We start from the raw sequence: 22,801 nt of genomic DNA on the forward strand, positions 1-22,801 counted from the left end.
GGCTGTGCTATCATGTGGGCAGAAAGGGGATACGTAAATGGCTTTGATTGAATGTAAATTTTATTCGGAGGTGCTGGGGCTCAGTACTTCGATGACTGTCATTCTGCCGCAGCAGACCACTACGCAGATCGGAATGAGCAATGTCTCCAAAGGGACCCTGCACCCCACCCTGTACCTGCTGCACGGACTGTCTGACGATGATTCGATCTGGCTGCGCCGGACCTCAATAGAGCGTTATGTAGCGGAACTGGGCATCGCTGTTGTTATGCCACAGGTCCACCGCAGCTTCTACACGGATATGGAGGCGGGCGGCAAGTACTGGACATTCATCAGTGAGGAGTTGCCGGCGCTGGCCCGTTCCTTCTTCCCATTGTCGGCCAAGCGCGAGGATAACTTCGTGGCGGGATTGTCGATGGGCGGATACGGGGCGATGAAGCTGGGACTGCGCAAGCCGAAGGAGTGGGCCGCTGCTGCAAGTCTGTCGGGAGCGCTTGATATGGCAAATAATTTCTTGAACTTTGAAGATCCATCGCAGAAGACCAAGGATTATTTGCAGATTTTTGGGGACAAGGACATTGCGGGCACTCCGGAGGATCTGCTCTGGCTGCTTGAGGAAGTGAACCGCTCCAAAGGGCCGAAGCCGCTGCTCTATCAGTGCTGTGGAACCGAAGATTTCCTCTATGAGGACAATCTGGTCTTCCGTGAGGCCTGCTCCAAGACCAAGCTGTCTCTGACCTACGAGGAAGGGCCGGGCGAGCATGAGTGGGGATACTGGGATGCCAAGATCCGCGATGTGCTGAAGTGGCTGCCGCTAAGCAAGTAGGATCTTCCAGATTGTAAGCGGATACGGATCATTTCCGTAAGCTTCTACCTAGGGTGCGGAGAATATAACATTACCTCTCGAAAAAAAGACTGTCCTACCGCATCTAACCGATGCTGAGTAGAGACAGTCTTTCGTTTAAAATATAAGAATTTATATGTTGCACACGATAACTTATCCTTCTATTTCTCGCTGAAACGGTACCGTCCTTTAAAAGGACGGCAATGCCGTTTCCACTTGTCCTCTAGTTTCGCCTTCAGGCTCTACCAGGCTTACTCCGCAGCATGTCCATGCTGCTTCACCCATTCACCCGCAGCCGTCAGGTCCGCTTCGGCCCGCCCGATGGCGGCCTGTACCTGAACCGTGGCGGTACCGCCGTAGACATTACGCGCGTTCACCACGGCCTCCGGTTGGAGCACCGCATAGATCTGGTCGTCGAACAGCGGCGAGAACTGCTTGAATTCGTCCAGCGTCAGATCCAGCAGGAACTTGCCCTCGTTGATGCAATACAGGACGGTCTTGCCGATCACCTCATGCGCCTGACGGAACGGCAGACCTTTGCCTACCAGGAAGTCGGCGATATCGGTTGCGTTGGAGAAGTCGGTATTCACCGCTTCGCGCATCCGCGCCTTGTTCACCGTCATGGTGGAGATCATCGGTGCGAACAGCTGCAAGGCCCCTGTAAGGGTAGCAACGGTATCGAACATGCCTTCCTTATCTTCCTGCATGTCCTTGTTATAGGCCAGCGGCAGCGACTTCAGCACGGTCAGGAGTCCGATCAGGTTGCCGTAGACACGGCCGGTTTTGCCGCGTACCAGTTCTGGTACATCCGGGTTCTTCTTCTGCGGCATGATGCTGCTGCCGGTGCAGAAAGCATCGTCCAGCTCCACGAAGCTGAATTCGGTGCTGCTCCAGAGTACCAGCTCTTCGCTGAGCCGGGACAGGTGAGTCATCACCAGCGATGCATTCGCCAGGAACTCCACGATGAAGTCGCGGTCACTGACCGCATCCAGACTGTTCTCATAGACACTATCGAAACCAAGTTGCTCAGCTACGAAGTGGCGGTCAATTGGGAATGTCGTTCCCGCCAGCGCCCCGGCACCCAGCGGCAGCACGTTGATCCGCTTGTAACTGTCCGTCAGACGCTCCGCATCACGGCGGAACATCGACACGTAAGCCAGCAGATGATGCGCGAACAGAATCGGCTGTGCCCGCTGCAGATGGGTATATCCTGGAACGATGGTCTCCAGGTTATCCTTGGCCTGCCCGATCAGTGCACCCTGCAGCTCATGCAGCAGCGCTACCAGCTCCACCACGCGATTACGCAGGTAGAGGTGCATATCTGTAGCCACCTGATCGTTGCGGCTGCGTCCGGTGTGCAGCTTGCCGCCGACCGGGCCGATCTCTTCGATCAGGTTCTTTTCAATATTCATATGGATATCTTCGTCAGCAACCGAGAACACAATCTCCCCCGCACGGACCTTGTCCAGTACCTTCGCGAGCCCGTTCTTGATCGTCTCGACATCCTCAAGCGGCAGAATTCCGCATTTGCCCAGCATCGTGACATGCGCCAGACTGCCCTGCACATCCTCTTCCGCCAGCACTTTATCGAACTCGATAGAAGCCGTATATTCCTCTACCAGCTTGTTCGTCCCTTTGGTAAAACGTCCGCCCCACAGCTTACTCACCTGTTGTTCCTCCTTGATAGACGTTAGAAGGGCCGCCCCTGTCCAGTTGGGAGGAACGGCCTTCTTGTGTCCGCTTTTATATAGTGCTACTTATTGGATTCTGCTACGCCCGCCGATACCTTCAGACGCAAGGCATTCAGCCGGATGAAGCCGGTCGCATCGCCCTGGTCATAGGCCTGGGTAGGATCTGCCTCCATGGTGGCGATATCCGGGTTGTACAGGCTGACCGGACTCTTGACTCCGGCGCCGATGATGTTCCCCTTGTAGAGCTTCACGCGTACCGTACCGGTCACGTTCTTCTGGCTCTCCTTCACCAGGGCCTGCATCGCAATCCGCTCCGGTGCGAACCAGAAGCCGTTATACACCAGCGTGCTGTAACGGGTGATCAGGCTGTCACGCAGGTTCATCACTTCACGGTCCATGGTGATGGACTCCATTTTGCGGTGAGCGGTGAACAGAATCGTTCCGCCCGGAGTCTCATACACGCCACGGCTCTTCATGCCGACAAAACGGTTCTCGACCATATCCACGCGTCCAATCCCATGCTTGCCGCCCAGCTCATTGAGCTTCTCCATGACTTGCAGCGGGGATAACGCTTCGCCGTTCAGCGCTACGCAGTCCCCCTTGAGAAAGTCCAGCTCCAGGTACTCGGCTTCATCCGGAGCATCTTCTGGGGCATTGGAGAGCAGGAACATTTCCTTGTTCTCCGGTGCGCTTGGATCGAACCACGGATCTTCCAGCACGCCGCTCTCATAGCTGATATGCAGCAGATTGCGGTCCATCGAATACGGCTTGGCCGCAGAGGCTTGTACCGGAATACCATTGGCTTCGGCGTAAGCGATCATCTCGGCCCGGCCCGGGAACTGGTTGCGGAACTCTTCCAGACGCCAAGGCGCGATCACCTTAATGCTCGGCGATAATGCAGCAGCGTTCAGCTCGAAGCGTACCTGGTCATTCCCTTTACCTGTAGCTCCATGGGCAATGGCTGTTGCGCCTTCGGCGATGGCGATATCGACCATGCGCTTGGCGATCAGCGGACGGGCAATGCTCGTGCCCAGCAGATATTGACCTTCGTACAGTGCGCCCGACTGGAACATCGGGTAGATGAAGTCATTCGCGAACTCGTCGCGCAGATCATCGATGTAGACTTTGGATGCGCCGGTGGCGAGTGCTTTTTCCTCCAGGCCGTCCAATTCTTCCTTTTGACCAATATCCGCTGTAAAAGCAATAATCTCCGCATCATACGTTTCTTTCAGCCACTTCAGAATGACTGAGGTATCCAGCCCGCCGGAATAGGCGAGTACAATTTTTTCTTTTGGCATGGGGTGTTTAGCTTCCTTTCGGTGTGGAGGGTGATAAGATCAACTTCAAGCTTTGCGTATAGACATCCGGTGCTTGGACGCAGCTGCATGAAATGTTTGGACTTCCGGCCGCTGTTGTCTACAGATTTCTTGATTTATACCGCTGTTCGCGGTTGAAATCCGTAGACAAAGGCGGACGCTGGCGCTCCTACAATCCAAACTTTCACTTCGCTGCAATGCACCGGAAATCCAACGCTCTGTACCTAAGTTCATCTTATATATGTGTTGTGTATATATTTAAAATTACTTTAACCCAGCGCCTTGCTAGGGGTAGCGGTGTCCTGATTAAGGTGCGATCGGACTTAATTGCAAACTGTACAACTAAATGGGCTGGTATAACGCAAAGTATGCGTTTAGCTGTAGTTCGTGCAATTAAAATGCCTCTATACCTGAATTCTCACCCATTCGGGCAAATTTAGTTGTACAGACTACAGTTAGAGGAGGAAATCCTTGCTTCTCACTGTTTTTAATTGCATGGAATACACTTATCTCTAAATGTTCGCTAAAATTGACACTTCACTTCATACATTAGCGCCCACGCTACATCTAACCCATCAAAGCCGCCATAAGCGCCTTCTGAGCATGCAGGCGGTTCTCCGCCTGATCGAAGATCACAGAGTTCGGACCGTCGATGACGCCGGTGCTGACCTCTTCCTCCCGGTGGGCCGGCAGGCAGTGCAGGAACAGATAATCGCTCTTCGCACCTTTCACCAACTCTTCGTTGACCTGATAGTCCTTGAACGCTGCTTCACGCGCCAGCTGCTCGGCCTCGAAGCCCATGCTCGCCCAGACATCCGTATAGATCACATCTGCGTCCTGGACCGCCTCCTGCGGGCTGCGGGTCACAGTGATGACCGAGCCTGTCTCCTTGGCGATCTCACGCGCCTCGGCCACGACAGCCTCGTCCGGCTCGTAGCCTTCCGGTCCAGCGATAGAGACATGCACACCCAGCTTGGCTCCGCCGATCAGCAGAGAATGGGCCATATTGTTGCCGTCGCCGATGTACGCCAGCTTCAGGCCTTTCAGCTTACCCTTGTGCTCGTATACAGTCTGATAGTCTGCCAGCACCTGGCAGGGATGCGCAAGATCGCTGAGGCCGTTGATTACAGGCACTGAGGCATACCGGGCCAAATCTTCCAATTTATCATGGCCGAACGTTCGGATCATGATACCATCCAGATAACGCGACATGACCTGGGCCGTATCACCAACCGTCTCGCCGCGGCCCAGCTGAATATCATTTTTGCTGAGGAACAGTGCATGTCCGCCCAGCTGATACATCCCCACTTCGAACGACACCCGGGTACGGGTAGAGGATTTCTCGAAAATAAGCCCGATCGTCTTCCCCAGCAGCGGCTGGTAGACCTCACCGTTCTTAGCTTTTCGCTTCAGCTCAATCGCGAGGTCAATCAAATACGTGATTTCCTCCGGGCTGTAATCATTCAGCTCCAGCAAATCACGGCCTTTGAGCTGTGCGGCAATCGTATCTGTTACGCCTGGTGTACCGTGACTCATCAATTTGCCTCCCCGTTTACTTTGTTAGCATAAGTATGAATTAGTTCCGATAGGATGTCTACCGCCTGATCAATCTCGGCCTTGCTGACATACAGATTAGGCAGCAGCCGGATCACATCCGGGCCAGCCTGAACGAACAGTAGCCCGCGCTCCTGTCCGGCAAGTACAATCTCGGCTACCGGCTCTTGGCACTCGATGCCGATCAGCAGGCCTTTGCCGCGAATCTCCTTCACGAAGGAGGTGTCTGCAAGCTTCTCTCTCAGTTGTCCGGTTAAGTACTCGCCCATCTCCGCCGCCCGCTCGGGCAGCTTGTCTTCGAGCATGGTCTCAATGGTCGCTTCCATCACCGCTGCCGCCAGCGGGGTGCCGCCGAAGGTACTGGCGTGGCTGCCCGGGCTGAAGGCCTCGCGCAGATAACCTTTGCCGAGCATCACACCGGCCGGAAAGCCGCTCGCTACCCCTTTGGCTAAGGTGAAAATATCCGGCTCAATGCCGTAATGCTGATGAGCAAACAGCTTGCCTGTACGGCCCATGCCGGTCTGCACTTCGTCCACGATCAGCAGCAGCCCGTGCTCCTTGCACAGCGTAACAACAGCATCCAGGAACTCCTGCTGTACCTCAAGCACACCGCCCTCAGCCAGCACCATCTCCAGCATGATCGCTGCCGTATGCCCGGTAATGGCGCCCTTCAGCGCCTCCAGATCATGCAGCGGCACTGTCTTGAAGCCCGCCGGAAGCGGCAGGAAGCCTTCCTTGACCTTTGCCTGCCCAGTGGCTGTCAGTGTAGCCAGCGTACGTCCATGGAAGGACTGCTCGAACGTAATGACCTCGTAGCGGTCTGCACCCTGCACCTTCTGATGATACCGGCGCGCCAGCTTGAGGGCCGCTTCATTCGCTTCCGCTCCGCTGTTGCAGAAGAAGACCTGATCCGCACAGCTATTCTCTGTCAGCAGCGCAGCTACCCGGTCCTGGCCCGGAATGTGGAACAGGTTCGAGACATGCCACAGCGTATCAATCTGCTCCTTCAGCTTCGCACCGACCTTCTCCGGCGCATGGCCCAGACTCGTTACCGCAAGTCCGCACATGAAGTCCAGGTACTTGTTACCCTGCTCATCCCATACCCAGCTGCCTTTGCCTTTGACCAGACTAATATCATATCTGCTATACGACGGGAATACCGCACTCAGCTTGGCAGGAGCGGCCCCCTGTCCGTTCGTTCCTGCTGAACGCTCCTGCGGCGCCCCTGTCAAAGAATTCTTGTCCGTTTGCGTAAGCTCACTCATTCTTAGTCACTCTCCCACCATGCTGCTGCGGCTTCCCGTCAGCGCGTCTAATATACTGTTATTCTTCCAGCCTATCTATGCTCTTACAATCCGCGTGCCCAGCGCTTCGCCCTTCAGCACCTTGCTAAGTACTCGCGGCTCTTTGCCGTCTACAATAATAACCTCGGACACCTGACCCTGGATGCAGTCCATCGCGGCACGCACCTTGGGAATCATTCCACCGTAGATCTCGCCATTCTCAATCAGCGCTTCGATCTGCGCCACCGTTACGGACGGAAGCACGATCTTCTCCCCGTCCACCGTCCGCATAATGCCCGGCACATCCGTAACTACGATCATGCTCGGTGACCCTATATAAGAAGCCACCGCTCCGGCGGCGGTATCCGCATTGATGTTGTACCGCTGGCCTTCGCCATCTACGCCCACTGGTGCGATAACCGGAATATAGCCCATCGCGAGGATACCCGTCACAATCTCCGCTCGAACACCGGTCACTTCACCCACCAGACCCACTTCATCGTGATTGGCCACCGGGTGCGCGAGGATCAGGTTGCCGTCAACGCCCGACAACCCGAGTGCCTGCCCCCCGCTGGCCTGAATTCGGCGGACAATCGCCTTGTTGATGCTGCCGGACAGAGTCATCTCAACCACATCCAGCACCTCTTCTGTCGTTACCCGCAGGCCGTTCACGAACCGGCTCTCAATGCCGAGCTTCTCCAGATTGCCGGAGATCGCCGGGCCGCCGCCATGCACGATTACAGGATGAGTCCCGCTGACCTGAAGCTCCCGCAAATCCTCGAAGAACGAATCCGGCAGCGCCGCCAGCGTACTCCCCCCGCATTTCATTACGAACAGCCCGGCGGCCCCCGCCTGCGCCTGAGGCTCTATCGGTTCTACTGTCATCTCCCTGCCCCCTCTGTACCAGCTTCTACACGCCTCTGCACAGATTACGTGCGGTAAGCCGCGTTAATCCGCACATAATCATAAGTCAGGTCACAGCCCCAGGCTGTAGCCTGCCCGCTGCCGTCCGACAAGGTTACCGTGATCAGCACGGTATCGCTTTTTTGCAGATAATGCAGTGCCTGCTCCTCATCAAAAGCCACCGGACGCGAGCCGCGCAGCACCTCGATCTCACCCAGCTTAATATCTACCCGCTCCGGCGATACCGGAACGCCTGCGCGCCCTACGGCCGCAATAATCCGCCCCCAGTTGGCATCCGCGCCGAAGATCGCCGACTTCACCAGGCTTGAGCCGACCACGGTCTTGGCAATCGCCGCCGCAGCCTCATCATGCACCGCCCCGCTCACCTGCACCTCAATCAGCTTCGTGGCCCCTTCACCGTCACGGGCAATTGCCATGGCCAGACTCTGGCACACATGGGTGAACGCCGCTGCAAAAGCCTCCCAGTCCGCATGCAGACGTGTCAGCTTCTCATTGCCGGCAAGTCCGCTGGCCATCGTGACCAGCATATCATTCGTACTGGTGTCACCATCGACAGTAATCATATTAAAAGTAGAATTAGTAGCTGTGCGCAGCAGGCTGAGCAAATCCTCCCCGTCAATGAGCACATCAGTGGTCATGAAGCCCAGCATCGTCGCCATGTTCGGGTGAATCATCCCGGAACCCTTCGCTGCTCCGGCAATAAGAACCTCTGTACCACCTACCGTTACTTTTACACAGCTTTCTTTTTTGACCAGATCAGTGGTTAGAATCGCCTGGCTGAATTCCTCCGCACCGGCAGCGCCAGCGTCCATCTTCTCCGGCAATCCGGCAATCCCGCTGCGCACACAGTCCATCTTCAGCAGTTCCCCGATCACGCCTGTGGAGGCGACAGCGACATCCAGCTCATTCACGCCCAAATAACGGGCAGCAGCCGCACGCATCTCATAGGCATCCGCCTCGCCCTGGTCCCCTGTACAAGCATTGGCATTGCCGCTGTTCACGATAACCGCCTGCAGTGTCCCATCCGCCAGACTCTCCCGCGTAACCTTCAGCGGAGCCGCCTGAAACACATTGGTCGTATACACCGCAGCCGCCGTTGCTGGCACCTCACAGAGAATCGCGGCAAGGTCATTGCGCTCTGTTTTTTTGAGCCCGCAGTGCAGGCCGCCGGAGGTGAAGCCCTTAGGTGCAGTGATGCTACCGCCTTCTACGACGGTATATAGTGGTTTCTCACTCATGATATTGTTTGACCGCTTGCGCTTATGGATACACTGGTGTGTAACCAAGCCCGCGGGTTTCCTCCCATCCCATCATCAAATTGAGGTTCTGAATCGCTTGCCCTGCGGCGCCCTTAACAATATTGTCGATAACCGACACAATGGTAACCCGTCCGGTACGCGCGTCTGTGGCGAAGCCGATATCGCAATAATTCGATCCGCTGACTTCCTTCGTCGCCGGAACCACTCCGGGCTCACGCACCCGCACATATGGCCTGCCTGCATAATAGTTACGGTATAATTCCACCAGATCCTGCTCGCTGTGGTCACCATTCAGTCCGGCATACATCGTAGTCATAATCCCCCGTGTCATCGGGACCAGATGCGTAGTGAACGTTACCGTGACCTTTTCCCCAGCAATATCTGTAAGCACCTGCTCGATTTCCGGGATATGTTGATGTTTGTTCATTTTGTAGGCTTTGAAGTTCTCATTGATCTCGGCAAAATGCACCATCAGGCTCGTTCCCCGCCCTGCCCCGGACACTCCCGATTTCGCATCAATAATGATGCTGTCCGGTTTGATCCAGCCTGCCGCAAGCGCCGGAACCAGCCCCAGCAGCGTAGCTGTCGGATAACAACCCGGATTCGAGATAAAATTCACTCCCGCCGCACGTTCGCCGTACACCTCACATAAACCGTATACCGCCTGCTGCAGATAAGCTTCCGGAGGAGCCGGATGTTTATACCACCGCTCATACTCCGCGCCATCCCTCAGCCGGAAGTCTCCGGACAGATCGACGACCTTGAGACCTGCATCCAGCAGCCCAGGCACCAGCTTCGCGCTCACTCCCGAAGGGGTAGCAGTGAATACAACATCCGCCCGGCTCGCAATCTCTGCTGCATCAACACCGTCCAGCTTACGCTGCACCACTCCCGTTAAATGCGGAAAACCTTCCTCAATCGGCGTACCCGCACTCGAAGAGGAAATCACTGAAGTAATCTCTATATCAGGGTGGCCCTGCAGCAGCCTGATCAGCTCCACGCCCCCATAACCTGTTGATCCGACAATTGCCGCTCTCAGCTTGCCTGTCACTGTCATCCCCGCTTCCCGTTTCTCATTTCTATCATTATCGCCTGACTTGAACCGTTCTGCAAATATGTATTATTATACGACCGAATTAATATAAATACAACACGTTGCGTTAAGTTTATACATTCTTATATTTGCAAAAAGAAAAAGCGCAGAGCCCCTAAGGGAGCCTACGCTTCTCTTTTGAAACCTTCGCCCAGCACTTCGTGAGCCTCTGTAATAATCACAAACGCGCCCGGGTCCACCGAGCGGACAATCGCCTTCAGCCTGGTAATCTCATTCTGGCCAACGACGACCATCAGCACCGTACGGTTGTCACCGGTATAGCCGCCTTGCGCATTCAGCTTGGTCAGCCCGCGGTCCAGATCATTCAGAATCGCCTGCGAGATGTCCTCAGTCTGATCCGAGATGATATACGCCACCTTCGTGGTGCTGAAGCCCACCTCCAGCGCGTTGATCACCCTGCCGGTGACGAACAGCCCGATCAGTGCATACATCGCCTGCTCCATCCCCAGCACAAAAGCCGCCAAGGTAATCACCGTACCATCCAGCAGCACGACAGACAGTGAGAAGCTGAAGCCGGTAAGCTTTTGAATAATCTGAGCTGCAATGGTTAGTCCGCCTGTAGAGCCGCGCCCCCGGAAGACGAGTCCCAAGCCAAGGCCCACACCAATTCCTCCATAGATAGAGGCCAGGAGCGGATTCGTGGTCGGCACAGGTCCGTCCTTCGTCAGGAAAATAAACAGCGGCAGCACAAAGCTGCCCAGCAGAGAGCGGATGCCATACTGTTTGCCGAGGAAGATCACGCCGAGAATGAAGAGCGGAATATTAAGCGCCCACTGGGTAAAAGCAGGCTCTGCCCCAAACCAGGCCTCAGCCAGTACCGACAGCCCCGACACCCCGCCGGATGCAATCCGGTTCGGGAGGAAGAACAGGTTGAATGCCAGCCCTGTGATCAGCGAGCCGATCAGAATTAGCGCAATATCCACGGTATGGCGCAGCGGCCCGTTCAGGGGGATCAGCGGAGGTTTGTTGCGTGAATTGATTTTTTGCATCGTTATGGCCTGCTCCTTTATGTTCAGAAAAAAATCCCTACACCTCCGAAGACGCGTAGGAATAGGGTTACGTTTATTCAGCTTCCGTCTTGATCTGGCTGCGCAGATACCCGTCAATGAACCCGTCCAGATCGCCGTCCATTACCGCTCCAACGTTGCCTGTCTCTACAGAGGTGCGGTGATCCTTCACCATGCTGTACGGATGGAACACATAGGAACGAATCTGGCTGCCCCAGGCAATCTCGGATTGTTCTCCGCGGATCTCGTCCAGATGTGCCTGCTGCTCCTGAATTTTGCGCTCATAGAGCTTGGAACGCAGCATCTTCATCGCCTGCTCCCGGTTCTTGATCTGGGAACGCTCATTCTGACAGGTGACCACCACGCCGGTTGGCATATGCGTAATCCGCACCGCCGAATCGGTAGTATTGATGTGCTGACCGCCCGCGCCGCTGGCCCGGTACGTATCAATCTTCAGGTCTTCCGTACGGATATCCACCTCGACGTCGTCCGCAATCTCCGGTACCACATCGCAGGATACGAAGGAGGTATGCCGTCTGCCTGAGGAGTCAAAAGGCGAAATGCGCACCAGCCGGTGCACGCCCTTCTCTGCCTTGAGGTATCCATATACATTGTGGCCCTTAATTAACAAAGTTACACTCTTGATTCCCGCTTCATCCCCCGGCAGATAATCCAGTACGTCTACCTTGAAGCCCCGCTTCTCCGCCCAGCGTGTGTACATGCGCAGCAGCATCTGGCCCCAGTCTTGGGACTCGGTACCGCCTGCACCCGGATGCAGCTCCAGAATGGCATTCAGCTTATCGTAAGGCTGATTGAGCAGCAGCTGCAGCTCGAACTCATCCACTCTGGCACTTATACTGCGGATCGTTCCGGCTATCTCATCGGCCAGTGCATCGTCGCCTTCCTCATCGGCCAGCTCCGCCATCATGGCAGCATCGTCATAGTCCTGCTGAAGCTTCTCGAATTGGTCAACCACCGACTTCACGGCATTCATCTCGCCAATCACGCTCTGCGCCTGATCAGAATCATCCCAGAACCCGGGTGCCGCCATCTTCTCTTCAAAGTTCGCTATAATCTCCAGCTTCAGGTCTAAGTCAAAGTGACCCCCTAAGGTTGGTTAATTTCTTACCCATTTCACGCAGGTCCTGCTTCACATTAGGATCGATCAATTGGATCACATCACCTTTCATAATTGAATATTGCGCCGGGACTGTCGGTTTGGGCTTACCGGTATGGACGGACATCTATGCTGCTGTCACTTCGCTTCAGCTGCTACATGGCCAGGTGTACGCCGTAACTGCGGGAATGTTTGGACTTCCGGCCGCTGTTAGGATTGAATTTCCTCATTTAAACTGCTCATCGCAGTAGAAATTCAATCCTAAAGGCGGACGCTAACGCTCCTCCAGTTCCAAACTTCCCCTCCGTCACTTCCACCTCAGCCATACAACATCTGGACGCTCCCGTCTGCTGCACAGCTGTGCGTCCCAGATCACTTCAAGCCCAAAAAAGCAGCCGGGCCGCAAACGGGGAGTCCCCCGGGCCCAGCCGCTTTTTATTTTCATTATAAACCCCAGTGCCTGTGAACAACACCACAAGTGCATTCGGTGAAAGGTATTCGCAGCTTAATGCCTGCTCATTATTTCACCAGACAGTGAATCCACGAGCATGAAGATTTATTATATCTTACGCCTGGCCGTGGCAGTTCTTATATTTCTTGCCGCTGCCGCATGGGCATGGATCGTTACGGCCGACAGTGGATTCCACATGCACCGGACGGTTCTCAGCAGGCTCTGCGTTGGTGGAGATCTTGTCTTCCTCCACTACTGATTGCCGCTCCTGATTCGTCTCAATGTGCGCCTTCATAATGTAGGTCGCCACTTCCTCCTGAATGTTCGCTGTCATGGCGTTGAACATCTCGAAGCCCTCGAATTGATATTCGCGCAGCGGATCGGTACCACCGTAAGCACGGAGGTGAATCCCCTGACGAAGCTGATCCATAGCATCGATATGATCCATCCATTTGCTGTCTACGGAGCGAAGCACAATAACCTTCTCGAATTCACGTACCAGCTCCGAGCCAAGTCGCTCTTCACGGGCAGCGTATTTCTCAAGGACACGGGCGAAGATGAATTCGATGATTTCTTCCACTTCTTTGCCCCACAGATCATCGCGTGTCAGCTCATCTTCTTCAAGAAGCTTGCTGTTCACATAATCTGCGACCTCTTGCAGCTCCCAGTTCTCCGGGATATCGTCACTACAGTGGGCATTCACAATACGGTCGATAACCGGCTTGATCATTTCCACTACGATGTCTTTGATATTATCCGACTCCAGAATTTCACGGCGCTGCTTGTAGATAATCTCACGCTGCTGGTTCATGACGTCATCGTATTGCAATACGACTTTGCGGATGTCGAAGTTATTGCCTTCTACCCGCTTCTGCGCAGATTCAACAGCCTTGGTAATCATACGGCTCTCAATCGGCTGATCTTCCTCGAATCCCAGACGGTCCATCATGTTCAGCACGTTGTCCGCACCGAAGCGCTTCATCAGCTCATCCCCAAGGGACAGGTAGAACTGTGTCGAACCCGGATCGCCCTGGCGTCCGGCACGGCCGCGAAGCTGGTTGTCAATCCGGCGCGATTCATGGCGCTCTGTACCAATAATATGCAGACCGCCCACATCGGTTACCCCTTCGCCCAGTACGATATCCGTACCGCGTCCAGCCATGTTCGTGGCAATCGTTACCGTTCCCGGCTGACCGGCATAAGAGATAATTTCGGCTTCGGCCGCATGGTGCTTCGCATTCAGTACCTGGTGTCTGACACCCTTACGCTTCAGCATTTCCGATACACGTTCAGAGTTCTCAATCGATACCGTACCTACCAGTACCGGCTGATTCTTCTTGTGGCGTTCTACAATTTCAGCAACGACTGCGTTGAACTTGCCGTTCTCGCTTTTGTAGACTACATCAGGCATGTCGATTCGTTGATTCGGCTTATTCGTAGGAACCTGAAGAACCTCAAGACCATAGATCTTCTTGAACTCCTCTTCCTCCGTCTTCGCCGTACCCGTCATGCCGCCCAGCTTGCGGTACATCCGGAAGTAGTTCTGGAAGGTGATAGTAGCCAGCGTCATGCTCTCATTCTGAACTTCAATCTCTTCCTTGGCTTCAATCGCCTGGTGCAGCCCGTCGCTGTAACGGCGGCCCTGCATCAGACGCCCTGTGAACTCATCGACGATCATAACCTCGTCTTCATTAACCACATAATCGACATCCCGGCGCATAATAGCGTTCGCCTTCAAGGCCTGTACAATATGATGGTTCAAGGTAACATGGCTGTGGTCATACAGATTCTCTATCCCAAAAGCACGCTCAGCCGTAGCCACGCCCTTCTCGGTGAGCGCAACGGACTTCACCTTGATATCCACGGTGTAATCCTCTTCAGCAACCAGCTTCTTCACAAAACGGTCTGCTGCGTAATACAGCTCCGTCGATTTCTCAGCTTGGCCAGAGATAATGAGAGGTGTCCGCGCTTCATCAACAAGGATGGAATCGACTTCGTCAATAATACAGAAGTAGAGCGGGCGCTGGACCATCTGTTCCTTATAGAGCACCATGTTGTCGCGCAAATAGTCGAACCCGAATTCATTATTCGTTCCGTACGTAATATCGCAGGCATATGCCGCTTGTTTATCATTATGGTCCATGCCGTTCAGGTTGACCCCAACGCTCATGCCCAGAAAGTTATAGATTTGTCCCATTTGCGCACTGTCGCGCTGAGCCAGATAATCATTTACGGTTACGACATGCACGCCTTTACTCAGCAGCGCATTCAAATACACCGGCAGAGTCCCAACCAGCGTCTTGCCTTCCCCGGTCTTCATCTCGGAGATCCGGCCTTCATGAAGCGCCATACCCCCAACCAGCTGAACGTCAAAATGCCGCATGCCCAGCGTCCGTTTGGAAGCTTCGCGTACGGTAGCAAAAGCCTCGGGAAGAATCGCTTCCAGGGTCTCACCTTTCTCAATACGGGCGCGGAATTCCGCTGTCTTTGCCTGCAGCTCTTCATCCGTAAGCGATACGAAATCCGGCTCCAGACCATTAATAACTTCGACCGTCTTCATGAGACGTTTGACATCCCGTTCATTAGTGTCGCCAAATATTTTCTTAACAAGTCCTAGCATGGTTAACCCCTTTCATGCAACACAGATGGTGGAACCGAGCCCATCCTCATAGATTGAAAGGGCCATATATGCTTTCGATTCCGCTGCTTCATAAATTGTAACAGTTTGTAAGAGAAGCCGCAATACAAGCCGCCCTAACCTTATTCTGTATAATCCCCTTATATGAGGACAGATGATGGCATTTTACCGAAACTTCTATATATACGCACAAGAGCCCTATTCGCTTCAGGCGAATAGGGACTCGTCTAATTGTCCACGTTAGGCTGAACCTAAGCCTTCCTTATTCCAACAATTCCCGGTCCGCAGGTTAGTTCTGCTCAATCAGACCGTACTTGCCGTCATCGCGTTTGTAAACCACGCTAACTTCGGAAGTGTCAATGTTGGAGAACACGAAGAACGTATGTCCAATCATGTTCATTTGCAGAATCGCTTCTTCCACATCCATAGGCTTCAAGGTGAACCGTTTGTTCCGCACAACCTCAAGATCATCATAATCCTGTTCCTGCTCTTCAACAGCTACGGCGCTGCCCGAACCTTCAACGAACAAGGTCTTCAGGCTGCCTTCCTGGCGGAACTTGCGATTAAGCTTAGTCTTGTGCTTGCGGATCTGACGTTCCAGCTTGTCCACTACGGCATCGATGGATGCATACATATCATCGCTGCGGTCTTCCGCACGAAGCGTCACACCAGCTAGAGGAATTGTCACTTCCACCGTATGAAGGCCGCGAACGACGCCAAGCGTCACATATCCTTCAGAGGTAGGGGGTGCTTCGAAATACTTCTCAAGTCTGCTGAGCTTCTTATCAACATAGTCTCTCAAAGCGTCGGTCACTTCAATTTGTTGACCTCGAATGCTGAATTTCATAAGGCACTCCTCCTTTGTTTACTTTTCCATTATAGCAAATTGTCAGGGCTAAGTAAAAAACAAATCATGACAGACTTTACATTCATCTAACAATAGATGTAACAGACCTGTCTTAACAACAAACGGCCCGGCTCGAGCAGAAAGCCGCCCTCGCCGGACCGAATACTGTTGCTGTATTATTCCACTATAAAACCTGGAATATGAATGATTGCATTCATCAAGCTTACTTATTTAGTGTGAATCCGCAAAAGCTCTACAGGTGACAGGCTGCCATTAGAGTCAGTGATAAAGAAGACTTTATACGCTGTATTGGCAGTAAGTCCATTCAGGTTAATGTTGTGTTTCACAACTGGACTACCTGTAAGAGTTCCAGTCCAAGGTGCTGTTAATGTAACACCTGCACTGTTCTTCCCTTGGGAAATCTGTAATGCGGTTGGATCAGCATCTGCTGCATTAACCACCACATATTTCAGAGGAATTACCGGAGTCGGAGTACCCGCCTTCCCGTAAGCAGCGTATACTTCCGCAGATACTGTTGTTACGTTGGTGATTCCAACTTGAGAAACTGACCAGTTGCTGCCTGCTGCTGTTTTCAATTGAAGCGGTGTTACGCCGGACCAGTTACCAGAAGCGTCCGTTAGGGCAACGTATACGGTATAATCCGTTCCTGCATTCAGACCATACACAGAGAAAGCAACAGTAGTGTTGCCGGTTGTAGCGATTTTCCCGGAATGAACGCCTGTTGTTGTAGCATTAATCAGTCCGTCTTTCACTTGCGCTGCAGTTGGTGCAGTTGCGTTCACGCTGTATGGAGCAACTACATAATACACGGCTCCTGTAACAGTAGGCGTAACATATACATCAGCGGTAACGGAACCTACATGACCGTAAGTCACGTTGCTTACAGATGGCAAGGTCACGTTACCGCCTCCGCCACCTCCGCCAGTGCCGCCACCACTACCACCGGGTACCGGAGTAGCTGTCGGGCTGGTAGTTGGTACAGTTGTTGCAGATGGAGCCGGCGTTGCTGTTGGTGCTGGTGTAGGCATTACTCCGCCCGTAGCCGGCTTATGCACAACCGAGTTGCTTATAATTCCGACCGCTTCGGCACGGGTAAGAGATTTCTTCGGACCGAAGGTGCCGTCAGGATAACCGTTGATGATCTTCTTGTCTGCCGCTGAGGCTACTGCCACCTTGGCCCAAGCTGCGATCTGAGCATTATCCTTGAACTTAAGCGGAGTAGAGCTTGTACTTAGCTTAAGCAGCTTGGCAGCAATAACTGCTGCTTCCTGGCGGGTGAGCGGGTTGTTGGCCCGGAAGGTATTATTCTCATACCCGCCAATGTAGCCGGCCTTCACAGCCTTGGCTACTTCGCTGTAGACCCAGTTGGATTTCTTCACATCGGTGAAGCTAAGGGTAGCCGATTCGGTGAACCCGAACAGACGATTAATCAGTGCCACATATTCACCACGGGTAATTGCCTTATTCGGCTTAACCGTTCCGTCTGGATAACCACCCAGGTATCCTTTATCCAGCCAGCTCTGCAGTTGTTTCTGCGCCCAGTGTCCTTGAATATCCTTGGGAGCCGGCGCTGCCGACACACTTCCCAAAGAACCGATCAGCATTGAAATACCGAGTACTCCGGCCGTAAGGCCACGCCACATTTTCTTCATTCGTTTGTTCATCCTCCTGTGAGTTTGATGGGCATAGGCTTCACTGCATGACTTCTTACCAAAAACCTTTCGGAAGCATACGCCTAAGCAATAATGAGAGTGCAGACTAGGCAACAAAAAAAGCCCAACGTTCACTATTACCCATAATCTGGAGGATGTTAACATTTTTCTGTAACTAATTTTTACAAAGTGTCCAATTTCGGACTCTATTCGACTCGGAATATAGGATATTTACTAGAAAAATGTTAAATTCCCGCGTTAAATCAAAGGCTCGCAACTTCATATACATCTCATCCCCAAAAACAAAAATCGTTATGTCTAAACCGCAATAAAAAAGACCCAAGAGAATATCCCCAGGGTCTAACGCTAGCGTTGTCTCAATTGCTAACCATCTACCATATATGTAGGTCGGCTTCGCCGGATGATTATAATTTGATGACGTTAGCTGCTTGTGGTCCGCGTGCGCCTTCAACGATATCGAACTCTACGGATTGGCCTTCATCCAAAGTCTTGAAACCGTCAGTTTGAATCGCGGAGAAGTGTACGAATACGTCGCCACCATCGGCAGTTTCGATGAAACCATAACCTTTTTCTGCGTTAAACCATTTAACTTTACCTTCCATTGACTAAACATTCCCTTCGTCATCAGATGAACGTGAGTCTTGCTCACAATTCGACTATACCACCGCAGCTTCTCCATTGTCAATTGGAATAGTAAATGATTACTTTCAATATTTTACCAGAGTGCAATTGACATCAGAAATGGATATCATTCGGTAATATAAGTTACAAAAAAAGGAGCAGACGCTTGTAAATACCCGTCCACTCCCCCACTGAAACAGGAGAAAATCTATTATTCTATCTTTATTTTTTGCGGTCCATCAGGAAGCTGTCCGGGGTGTAGGCCGCCTCATATGCGCTGCGTTGGATTTTGGCTTGACCGCGTTTCTGGAGGAAGTCTTGGGCTTCTTGGCGAAGGGCATTCATCCGGGCCATGATGGACGGGTCGTGCTCTAAAATTCGACGAATTGCATCCTTTTGTGCAGAAATTGGCTGACATTTTTCGACCTCTTGCTCTATCCGTTCGACAAGGTTTTGGCGTTGTTCTACGAAGGCTTCGAGTTCTTCGTAGGTGACGTCGTCCAGATGAACTGAAAGTTTTTCCGTTAACCAATCAAGTTCATTAATCAACTCATCCATGAGCGCCTTCAGGTGACACCGGTGTAAGACCCTGTCCTGCAACTATTTTGGAAGCTTGTAACCATGTCTCCCGTAGCTCGGTCAAATACCCAACCGCTTCTTCAGCCTTTTCAGCATCTTTGCGAATATTTGCCTCTATAAGCAAGAAACTAGTATATTCATAGAGTGAGTAAAGTCCTCCAGATACCTCGTAACTATGATCAAGTGTACTCATCAACTCACTTACAATCGTCTGCGCTTTTCCAAGATTGGTATTTGTTTTCTCATAATCATTCTTCTTGATTCCATCAAGTCCAGCACGGATGAACCGAATTGCACCGTCGTACAGCATAATTACTAATTGGGCAGGTGTAGACGTCTGAACAGACGACTGGCGGTATTTATCGTAAGGAGAATTAAGCAATAGTCTCACCCTTTATACTATTTTGATGACATTCCTAAGCTGGATAGCAGACTGGACGATTGGGATTGCAGCTTGCTCATAGCAGTTTCCATAGCAGTAAATTGTTTGTAGTAACGATTCTCCGCAGTAGCTAGATTCTTTTGCATAGTATCGAGGCGGCTATTATATCCTTTTAAAGTTCTACCAATTACATTTTCCGCCTTGTAGGTTCCTGTCACACTGGCAGAGAATCGATCAGTTCCCGCCTTCTCAGAGAATCTTTCAAGTGCAGTCTCTGATATTTTCACCAGTTTGTCGAAAAGTCCACTTCCAGCATCACTAGTAGGTCCTTGAAGTAGGTCAATGATCTTCTGAGGATTTTCAGCGATAGCCGTTTTCAATTTAGATTCATTCAGGTACAGCTTACCGTTCTCATAATATTGTCCTGTCGTAATACCAATAGAACTGAGATCACCTAAGTTTTGAGTAATGAGCATCCTCATTGAGGATACTGTAGATCTTAGAATATCATCATTTTTCAAAAGTCCGCTTTGTGCTTTTTCAGTCCAAGTCTTAATATCCGCTTCTTTCATATCCTTTTTCTGCTCTTCGGATAAAGGAGCAAAATCACGATATTTCACTTCACTTGTTTTTTTATTCAAAAGTTCAATCATACTGTTATAATCTTCTATAAATCCTTTAATGGTTTCAATTGCTGTAGAAGAATCAGTCTGAGTATTAATAGTCGTTGTTTTACCAGCAGTAGTAGCTAATAAAGTGAGTGAAATTCCGTTAATTGTAAAACTATTACTACTCTTACTCAATTCCGTCCCATTAATTGTAACTTGGGCATCAACACCTGGTGTATACAATTGCTGTGCCCCGTTAAAACGCTCAATCAATGTATTCCCAGCTGCGCCAAATTGGATTTTCCCATCTCCCGTTCCAACTTTTGAGGTGAACACTAATTTTCCTTGAGCAGAATCGAATTTAGCAGAAAATTTCACAGCAGCACTTATACCTGAATCAGTATCACCATTGTTTATCAAAGACACGATATCACTAATTGTGAGATTCTGATCAAAAGTAAATGTTTCACCTTCTATATTCAAAGAATAATTAGAACTAGCACTTCCGCCTGTAAGTTCGCTTAGCTTAGTACTAGTAGTTATATTTTGACCGCCACTTTTAGTTTCTATTGCTGTTAATCTGGCAGGAGGTGCAACTTCTCCCCCAAATAAATTGAGTAACGGATTCGTACCCGCTGTTCCAATGTTTACTTGTCCTTCAGATCCGGAAGTTTTGGAGCTAATAAGCAGTTTACCAGTAACCTCATCAAAGCTTGCTGTGACATTAGCTTTTGCATTAGCATTAATAGTCGATACCACCGTTGCAACACTTGTTTTTCCAGTAAATAAGGATTTCCCCTTGCTATCTTTGAAGCCTTCTCCGTTAATCGTTATAGAAAATTCCTCATTAAGTAATGACTCCTGATCATTTGGGGGCAGTTTTCCCACTTCAGGATTGAGAAGTTCTGCAAGCGTAATTTTAGTTGACTTTCCTGCTCCTACACCACGCGTTTCCACAGTTGCCCGCGTAGCCAACCTTTCAATACTGACTTTCATTTCCGTTCCATTAGCTTCAGCTGTAGCCTCAGCTCTGAGCGCATCTGTATTACCAGAGATAACTGCTTTATTAGCATTCAAAGCACTGTTAAACCCATATTTATCTGTGAGCTTAGCACTTTTGAATGTATATAGTTTACTATTAATTTCCCGATAGCTGTCTCTTTTCCACTCAAGTAATTGCTTATCTTGGACAAGCTTATCATAGGGAACGCGCTTAGCAGCCATCATACTCTTGACCATACTATCAATATCCATACCTGAGAATCCATTTACTCTAGTAACCAATACAGCACCTCCAGATCCTAAATTTTCTCATCAACTAATATTCCGGCAATTTCCATCATTTTAGCTACAAGATCAAGTGTCTTCTCTGGGGGCACTTCACGGATAAGTTCTCCAGTATCCTTATTTAACACCTTGACCATAATATCATGCGTTTTCTCATGGATGCTGATTTCTAATGTAGTCTGGGGCCCCTGTAGAGATTTAACCGCTCTTTCAATTGTCTTTATTAGTTGTTCTTCGGCTACAGATACGTTCGCTCCTTGCCTCTCTTTTGCAGTAAGTTCTCTGGTGTCCTTAATACTAGTTGCTGGAACAGCTTCAGTGTTTGGAGTACTCACAGGAACTGGCAGAACTGCCCCACTGCCCAACAACACTTCAGACCTGCTTTGTCCTTTAGAAATAGCGCTGGCAGAAAGAGAGAACTGAATATTCATTACACATCCGACCTCCAAGAAACCTCGATTATCTCGATTATATAGTATATATCGGTTACTTATTGGGATTGTTTAGGTTGACTGAGCAATTCAATACCACCGTTTATCCAAAGTAAAATTTTCAACCCTTTAACTAAATATAGGAATATCAACCCCAGAAATAGTCTTTACCCTATTTATGTCCGCAAGACATGTTCGGAAGATAGTTTTTTGACTGCGACTAGTTATGTAATGAGAAACATATTGAAAAATTACTTTTTCATCCTGAGAATTGCCACAGTGAATATATATTTGACAATCAGCAATAATGCCTTGAACTAATTCTGATATCATATTAAGTTGCTCAATAGGTTCCTGTTGGTCCTCAATAAATATAACTAGGCAGGTATTCGATGAATTTTTAAACGTCTTGCAAAACTCAAGAATTACTTTCTCCCAAATACAAAAAGACTCATTAAAATCGGGGAAAAACACATATTTGATTTCACAGTCTGGCAAAGCTACTTCATAAGAAGGTTTTTTTGACAGAGCATCAGGATAAAACTCATCAACAAAATCTAAAATATCCGCCTCAAACCACTTCCTTCTTTCTGCTAAAGTATCATTGCCCCAATTCCACCACTGTATTTCCAACAATTTTTTAATAGTTTCATGGTTAAAACGATATTTAATAACTTGTGCTGGGTTTCCTCCCACAATGCTATAGGGAGGAACATCTTTGGTTACAACAGAATTACTTGCAATAACAGCACCATTATGGATGGTAACACCACCCAAAATAGTACAGCTTTGCCCTATCCATACATCATTCTGAATTATAACTGAACCTTTAGTCTTGATCTTCATTTCAGGGTAACTAATTAAGTCACACACACCAGTTGTAATATTTAAGTAGTCATGATTCTCATTAATTCCGATAGTCAAAAACCTCGCAATTGAACAAAACGCTCCAACATGTACTGCGTATGAATCATTAGCAAACCCAGGCTCCCCCACTCCAGTTCTAACAGTAGCATTTGATATATAGGAGAACTTATCAACATACATCACAGGAAAACCCTTTAAGTACTCATTATTTTCATCAGCCCATTTAAACAAGGTACCAGTGCGTAATTGATTTGGAGATACCAAAATATTCGCAATCATAATTAGTTGCC

Annotated in this window: 19 protein-coding genes; 1 reads left to right on the forward strand and 18 read right to left on the reverse strand. The window is 50.6% G+C overall.

From position 1 onward, the window contains the following. The first annotated feature begins 37 nt into the window (after positions 1 to 37). Positions 38 to 823, forward strand: coding sequence for an alpha/beta hydrolase (locus MKZ07_RS20385; RefSeq protein ID WP_341027304.1), 786 nt, complete (start codon positions 38 to 40; stop codon positions 821 to 823). Positions 824 to 1,092: 269 nt separating this feature from the next. Here MKZ07_RS20385 and argH read toward each other — a convergent pair whose 3' ends face one another. The 18 genes from argH to MKZ07_RS20475 all read right to left on the reverse strand — a co-directional run bounded on the left by argH (position 1,093) and on the right by MKZ07_RS20475 (position 22,790). Further along, positions 1,093 to 2,508, reverse strand: a complete 1,416-nt coding sequence (argH, locus tag MKZ07_RS20390; RefSeq protein WP_036694695.1) for an argininosuccinate lyase — start codon at positions 2,506 to 2,508, stop codon at positions 1,093 to 1,095. An 86-nt stretch (positions 2,509 to 2,594) separates the two neighbouring features. Continuing rightward, a complete protein-coding gene (locus MKZ07_RS20395) occupies positions 2,595 to 3,830 on the reverse strand; it encodes an argininosuccinate synthase (RefSeq protein ID WP_036694693.1) in 1,236 nt (411 codons plus the stop codon). Between the two features lie 585 nt (positions 3,831 to 4,415). Beyond that, a complete protein-coding gene (gene argF, locus MKZ07_RS20400) occupies positions 4,416 to 5,384 on the reverse strand; it encodes an ornithine carbamoyltransferase (RefSeq protein ID WP_036694692.1) in 969 nt (322 codons plus the stop codon). Beyond that, entirely contained in the window at positions 5,384 to 6,667 is a 1,284-nt protein-coding gene (locus MKZ07_RS20405; RefSeq protein ID WP_341027306.1) for an acetylornithine transaminase, read from the reverse strand. Before MKZ07_RS20405 ends, argF begins: the two co-directional genes overlap by 1 nt. Before the next feature lie 75 nt (positions 6,668 to 6,742). Then, complete coding sequence (gene argB / locus MKZ07_RS20410; protein WP_341027308.1) at positions 6,743 to 7,570, reverse strand: acetylglutamate kinase; 828 nt, start codon at positions 7,568 to 7,570, stop codon at positions 6,743 to 6,745. A gap of 44 nt (positions 7,571 to 7,614) precedes the next feature. Then, a complete protein-coding gene (gene argJ, locus MKZ07_RS20415) occupies positions 7,615 to 8,847 on the reverse strand; it encodes a bifunctional ornithine acetyltransferase/N-acetylglutamate synthase (RefSeq protein WP_341027310.1) in 1,233 nt (410 codons plus the stop codon). 22 nt (positions 8,848 to 8,869) lie between these two features. After that, a complete protein-coding gene (gene argC, locus MKZ07_RS20420) occupies positions 8,870 to 9,925 on the reverse strand; it encodes an N-acetyl-gamma-glutamyl-phosphate reductase (protein ID WP_445670292.1) in 1,056 nt (351 codons plus the stop codon). A gap of 161 nt (positions 9,926 to 10,086) precedes the next feature. Further along, positions 10,087 to 10,971 carry a YitT family protein gene (locus tag MKZ07_RS20425; protein WP_036694686.1) on the reverse strand — a complete coding sequence of 295 codons (885 nt, stop codon included), beginning with the start codon at positions 10,969 to 10,971 and terminating at the stop codon, positions 10,087 to 10,089. Positions 10,972 to 11,044: 73 nt separating this feature from the next. Continuing rightward, positions 11,045 to 12,179, reverse strand: a protein-coding gene (prfB, locus tag MKZ07_RS20430; protein ID WP_341027312.1) for a peptide chain release factor 2 whose coding sequence is annotated in 2 segments (ribosomal slippage) — positions 11,045 to 12,085 and positions 12,087 to 12,179 — 1,134 coding nt in all. Because the reading frame shifts where the segments join, the coding sequence is not laid out codon by codon here. 493 nt (positions 12,180 to 12,672) lie between these two features. Further along, positions 12,673 to 15,177: a preprotein translocase subunit SecA gene (secA, locus tag MKZ07_RS20435; protein ID WP_076159550.1), complete on the reverse strand. Its 2,505-nt coding sequence runs from the start codon at positions 15,175 to 15,177 to the stop codon at positions 12,673 to 12,675. Positions 15,178 to 15,484: 307 nt separating this feature from the next. Beyond that, the gene (gene hpf / locus MKZ07_RS20440; RefSeq protein ID WP_036721235.1) at positions 15,485 to 16,042 is read right to left on the reverse strand and encodes a ribosome hibernation-promoting factor, HPF/YfiA family; all 558 of its coding nucleotides are present in this window, start codon (positions 16,040 to 16,042) and stop codon (positions 15,485 to 15,487) included. Positions 16,043 to 16,269: 227 nt separating this feature from the next. Then, the gene (locus MKZ07_RS20445; protein WP_341027314.1) at positions 16,270 to 17,715 is read right to left on the reverse strand and encodes an S-layer homology domain-containing protein; all 1,446 of its coding nucleotides are present in this window, start codon (positions 17,713 to 17,715) and stop codon (positions 16,270 to 16,272) included. Between the two features lie 425 nt (positions 17,716 to 18,140). Next, positions 18,141 to 18,338, reverse strand: a complete 198-nt coding sequence (locus MKZ07_RS20450) for a cold shock domain-containing protein (protein ID WP_019915069.1) — start codon at positions 18,336 to 18,338, stop codon at positions 18,141 to 18,143. A gap of 241 nt (positions 18,339 to 18,579) precedes the next feature. Then, positions 18,580 to 18,915 carry a flagellar protein FliT gene (locus tag MKZ07_RS20455; protein ID WP_341027316.1) on the reverse strand — a complete coding sequence of 112 codons (336 nt, stop codon included), beginning with the start codon at positions 18,913 to 18,915 and terminating at the stop codon, positions 18,580 to 18,582. Then, the gene (gene fliS / locus MKZ07_RS20460) at positions 18,908 to 19,318 is read right to left on the reverse strand and encodes a flagellar export chaperone FliS (protein WP_341027317.1); all 411 of its coding nucleotides are present in this window, start codon (positions 19,316 to 19,318) and stop codon (positions 18,908 to 18,910) included. Before fliS ends, MKZ07_RS20455 begins: the two co-directional genes overlap by 8 nt. Before the next feature lie 17 nt (positions 19,319 to 19,335). Then, the gene (gene fliD / locus MKZ07_RS20465; RefSeq protein ID WP_341027319.1) at positions 19,336 to 21,210 is read right to left on the reverse strand and encodes a flagellar filament capping protein FliD; all 1,875 of its coding nucleotides are present in this window, start codon (positions 21,208 to 21,210) and stop codon (positions 19,336 to 19,338) included. A gap of 17 nt (positions 21,211 to 21,227) precedes the next feature. Next, complete coding sequence (locus tag MKZ07_RS20470; RefSeq protein ID WP_341027320.1) at positions 21,228 to 21,644, reverse strand: flagellar protein FlaG; 417 nt, start codon at positions 21,642 to 21,644, stop codon at positions 21,228 to 21,230. A 129-nt stretch (positions 21,645 to 21,773) separates the two neighbouring features. Then, positions 21,774 to 22,790: a CatB-related O-acetyltransferase gene (locus MKZ07_RS20475; protein ID WP_341027321.1), complete on the reverse strand. Its 1,017-nt coding sequence runs from the start codon at positions 22,788 to 22,790 to the stop codon at positions 21,774 to 21,776. Positions 22,791 to 22,801: the final 11 nt, after the last annotated feature.

Source organism: Paenibacillus sp. FSL P4-0338 (assembly GCF_038002365.1).
Taxonomy (GTDB): domain Bacteria; phylum Bacillota; class Bacilli; order Paenibacillales; family Paenibacillaceae; genus Paenibacillus_AQ.

What these genes read in the sequence shown, in the direction of transcription:
- argC (WP_445670292.1), bottom strand. Translation starts at nt 9,925, where the DNA reads ATGACAGTGACAGGCAAGCTGAGAGCGGCAATTGTCGGATCAACAGGT.
- argJ (WP_341027310.1), bottom strand. Translation starts at nt 8,847, where the DNA reads ATGAGTGAGAAACCACTATATACCGTCGTAGAAGGCGGTAGCATCACT.
- MKZ07_RS20455 (WP_341027316.1), bottom strand. Translation starts at nt 18,915, where the DNA reads ATGGATGAGTTGATTAATGAACTTGATTGGTTAACGGAAAAACTTTCA.
- MKZ07_RS20450 (WP_019915069.1), bottom strand. Translation starts at nt 18,338, where the DNA reads ATGGAAGGTAAAGTTAAATGGTTTAACGCAGAAAAAGGTTATGGTTTC.
- MKZ07_RS20475 (WP_341027321.1), bottom strand. Translation starts at nt 22,790, where the DNA reads ATGATTGCGAATATTTTGGTATCTCCAAATCAATTACGCACTGGTACC.
- MKZ07_RS20445 (WP_341027314.1), bottom strand. Translation starts at nt 17,715, where the DNA reads ATGAAGAAAATGTGGCGTGGCCTTACGGCCGGAGTACTCGGTATTTCA.
- MKZ07_RS20385 (WP_341027304.1), top strand. Translation starts at nt 38, where the DNA reads ATGGCTTTGATTGAATGTAAATTTTATTCGGAGGTGCTGGGGCTCAGT.
- MKZ07_RS20405 (WP_341027306.1), bottom strand. Translation starts at nt 6,667, where the DNA reads ATGAGTGAGCTTACGCAAACGGACAAGAATTCTTTGACAGGGGCGCCG.
- MKZ07_RS20425 (WP_036694686.1), bottom strand. Translation starts at nt 10,971, where the DNA reads ATGCAAAAAATCAATTCACGCAACAAACCTCCGCTGATCCCCCTGAAC.
- argB (WP_341027308.1), bottom strand. Translation starts at nt 7,570, where the DNA reads ATGACAGTAGAACCGATAGAGCCTCAGGCGCAGGCGGGGGCCGCCGGG.
- argF (WP_036694692.1), bottom strand. Translation starts at nt 5,384, where the DNA reads ATGAGTCACGGTACACCAGGCGTAACAGATACGATTGCCGCACAGCTC.
- secA (WP_076159550.1), bottom strand. Translation starts at nt 15,177, where the DNA reads ATGCTAGGACTTGTTAAGAAAATATTTGGCGACACTAATGAACGGGAT.
- MKZ07_RS20395 (WP_036694693.1), bottom strand. Translation starts at nt 3,830, where the DNA reads ATGCCAAAAGAAAAAATTGTACTCGCCTATTCCGGCGGGCTGGATACC.
- MKZ07_RS20470 (WP_341027320.1), bottom strand. Translation starts at nt 21,644, where the DNA reads ATGAATATTCAGTTCTCTCTTTCTGCCAGCGCTATTTCTAAAGGACAA.
- hpf (WP_036721235.1), bottom strand. Translation starts at nt 16,042, where the DNA reads ATGAAATTCAGCATTCGAGGTCAACAAATTGAAGTGACCGACGCTTTG.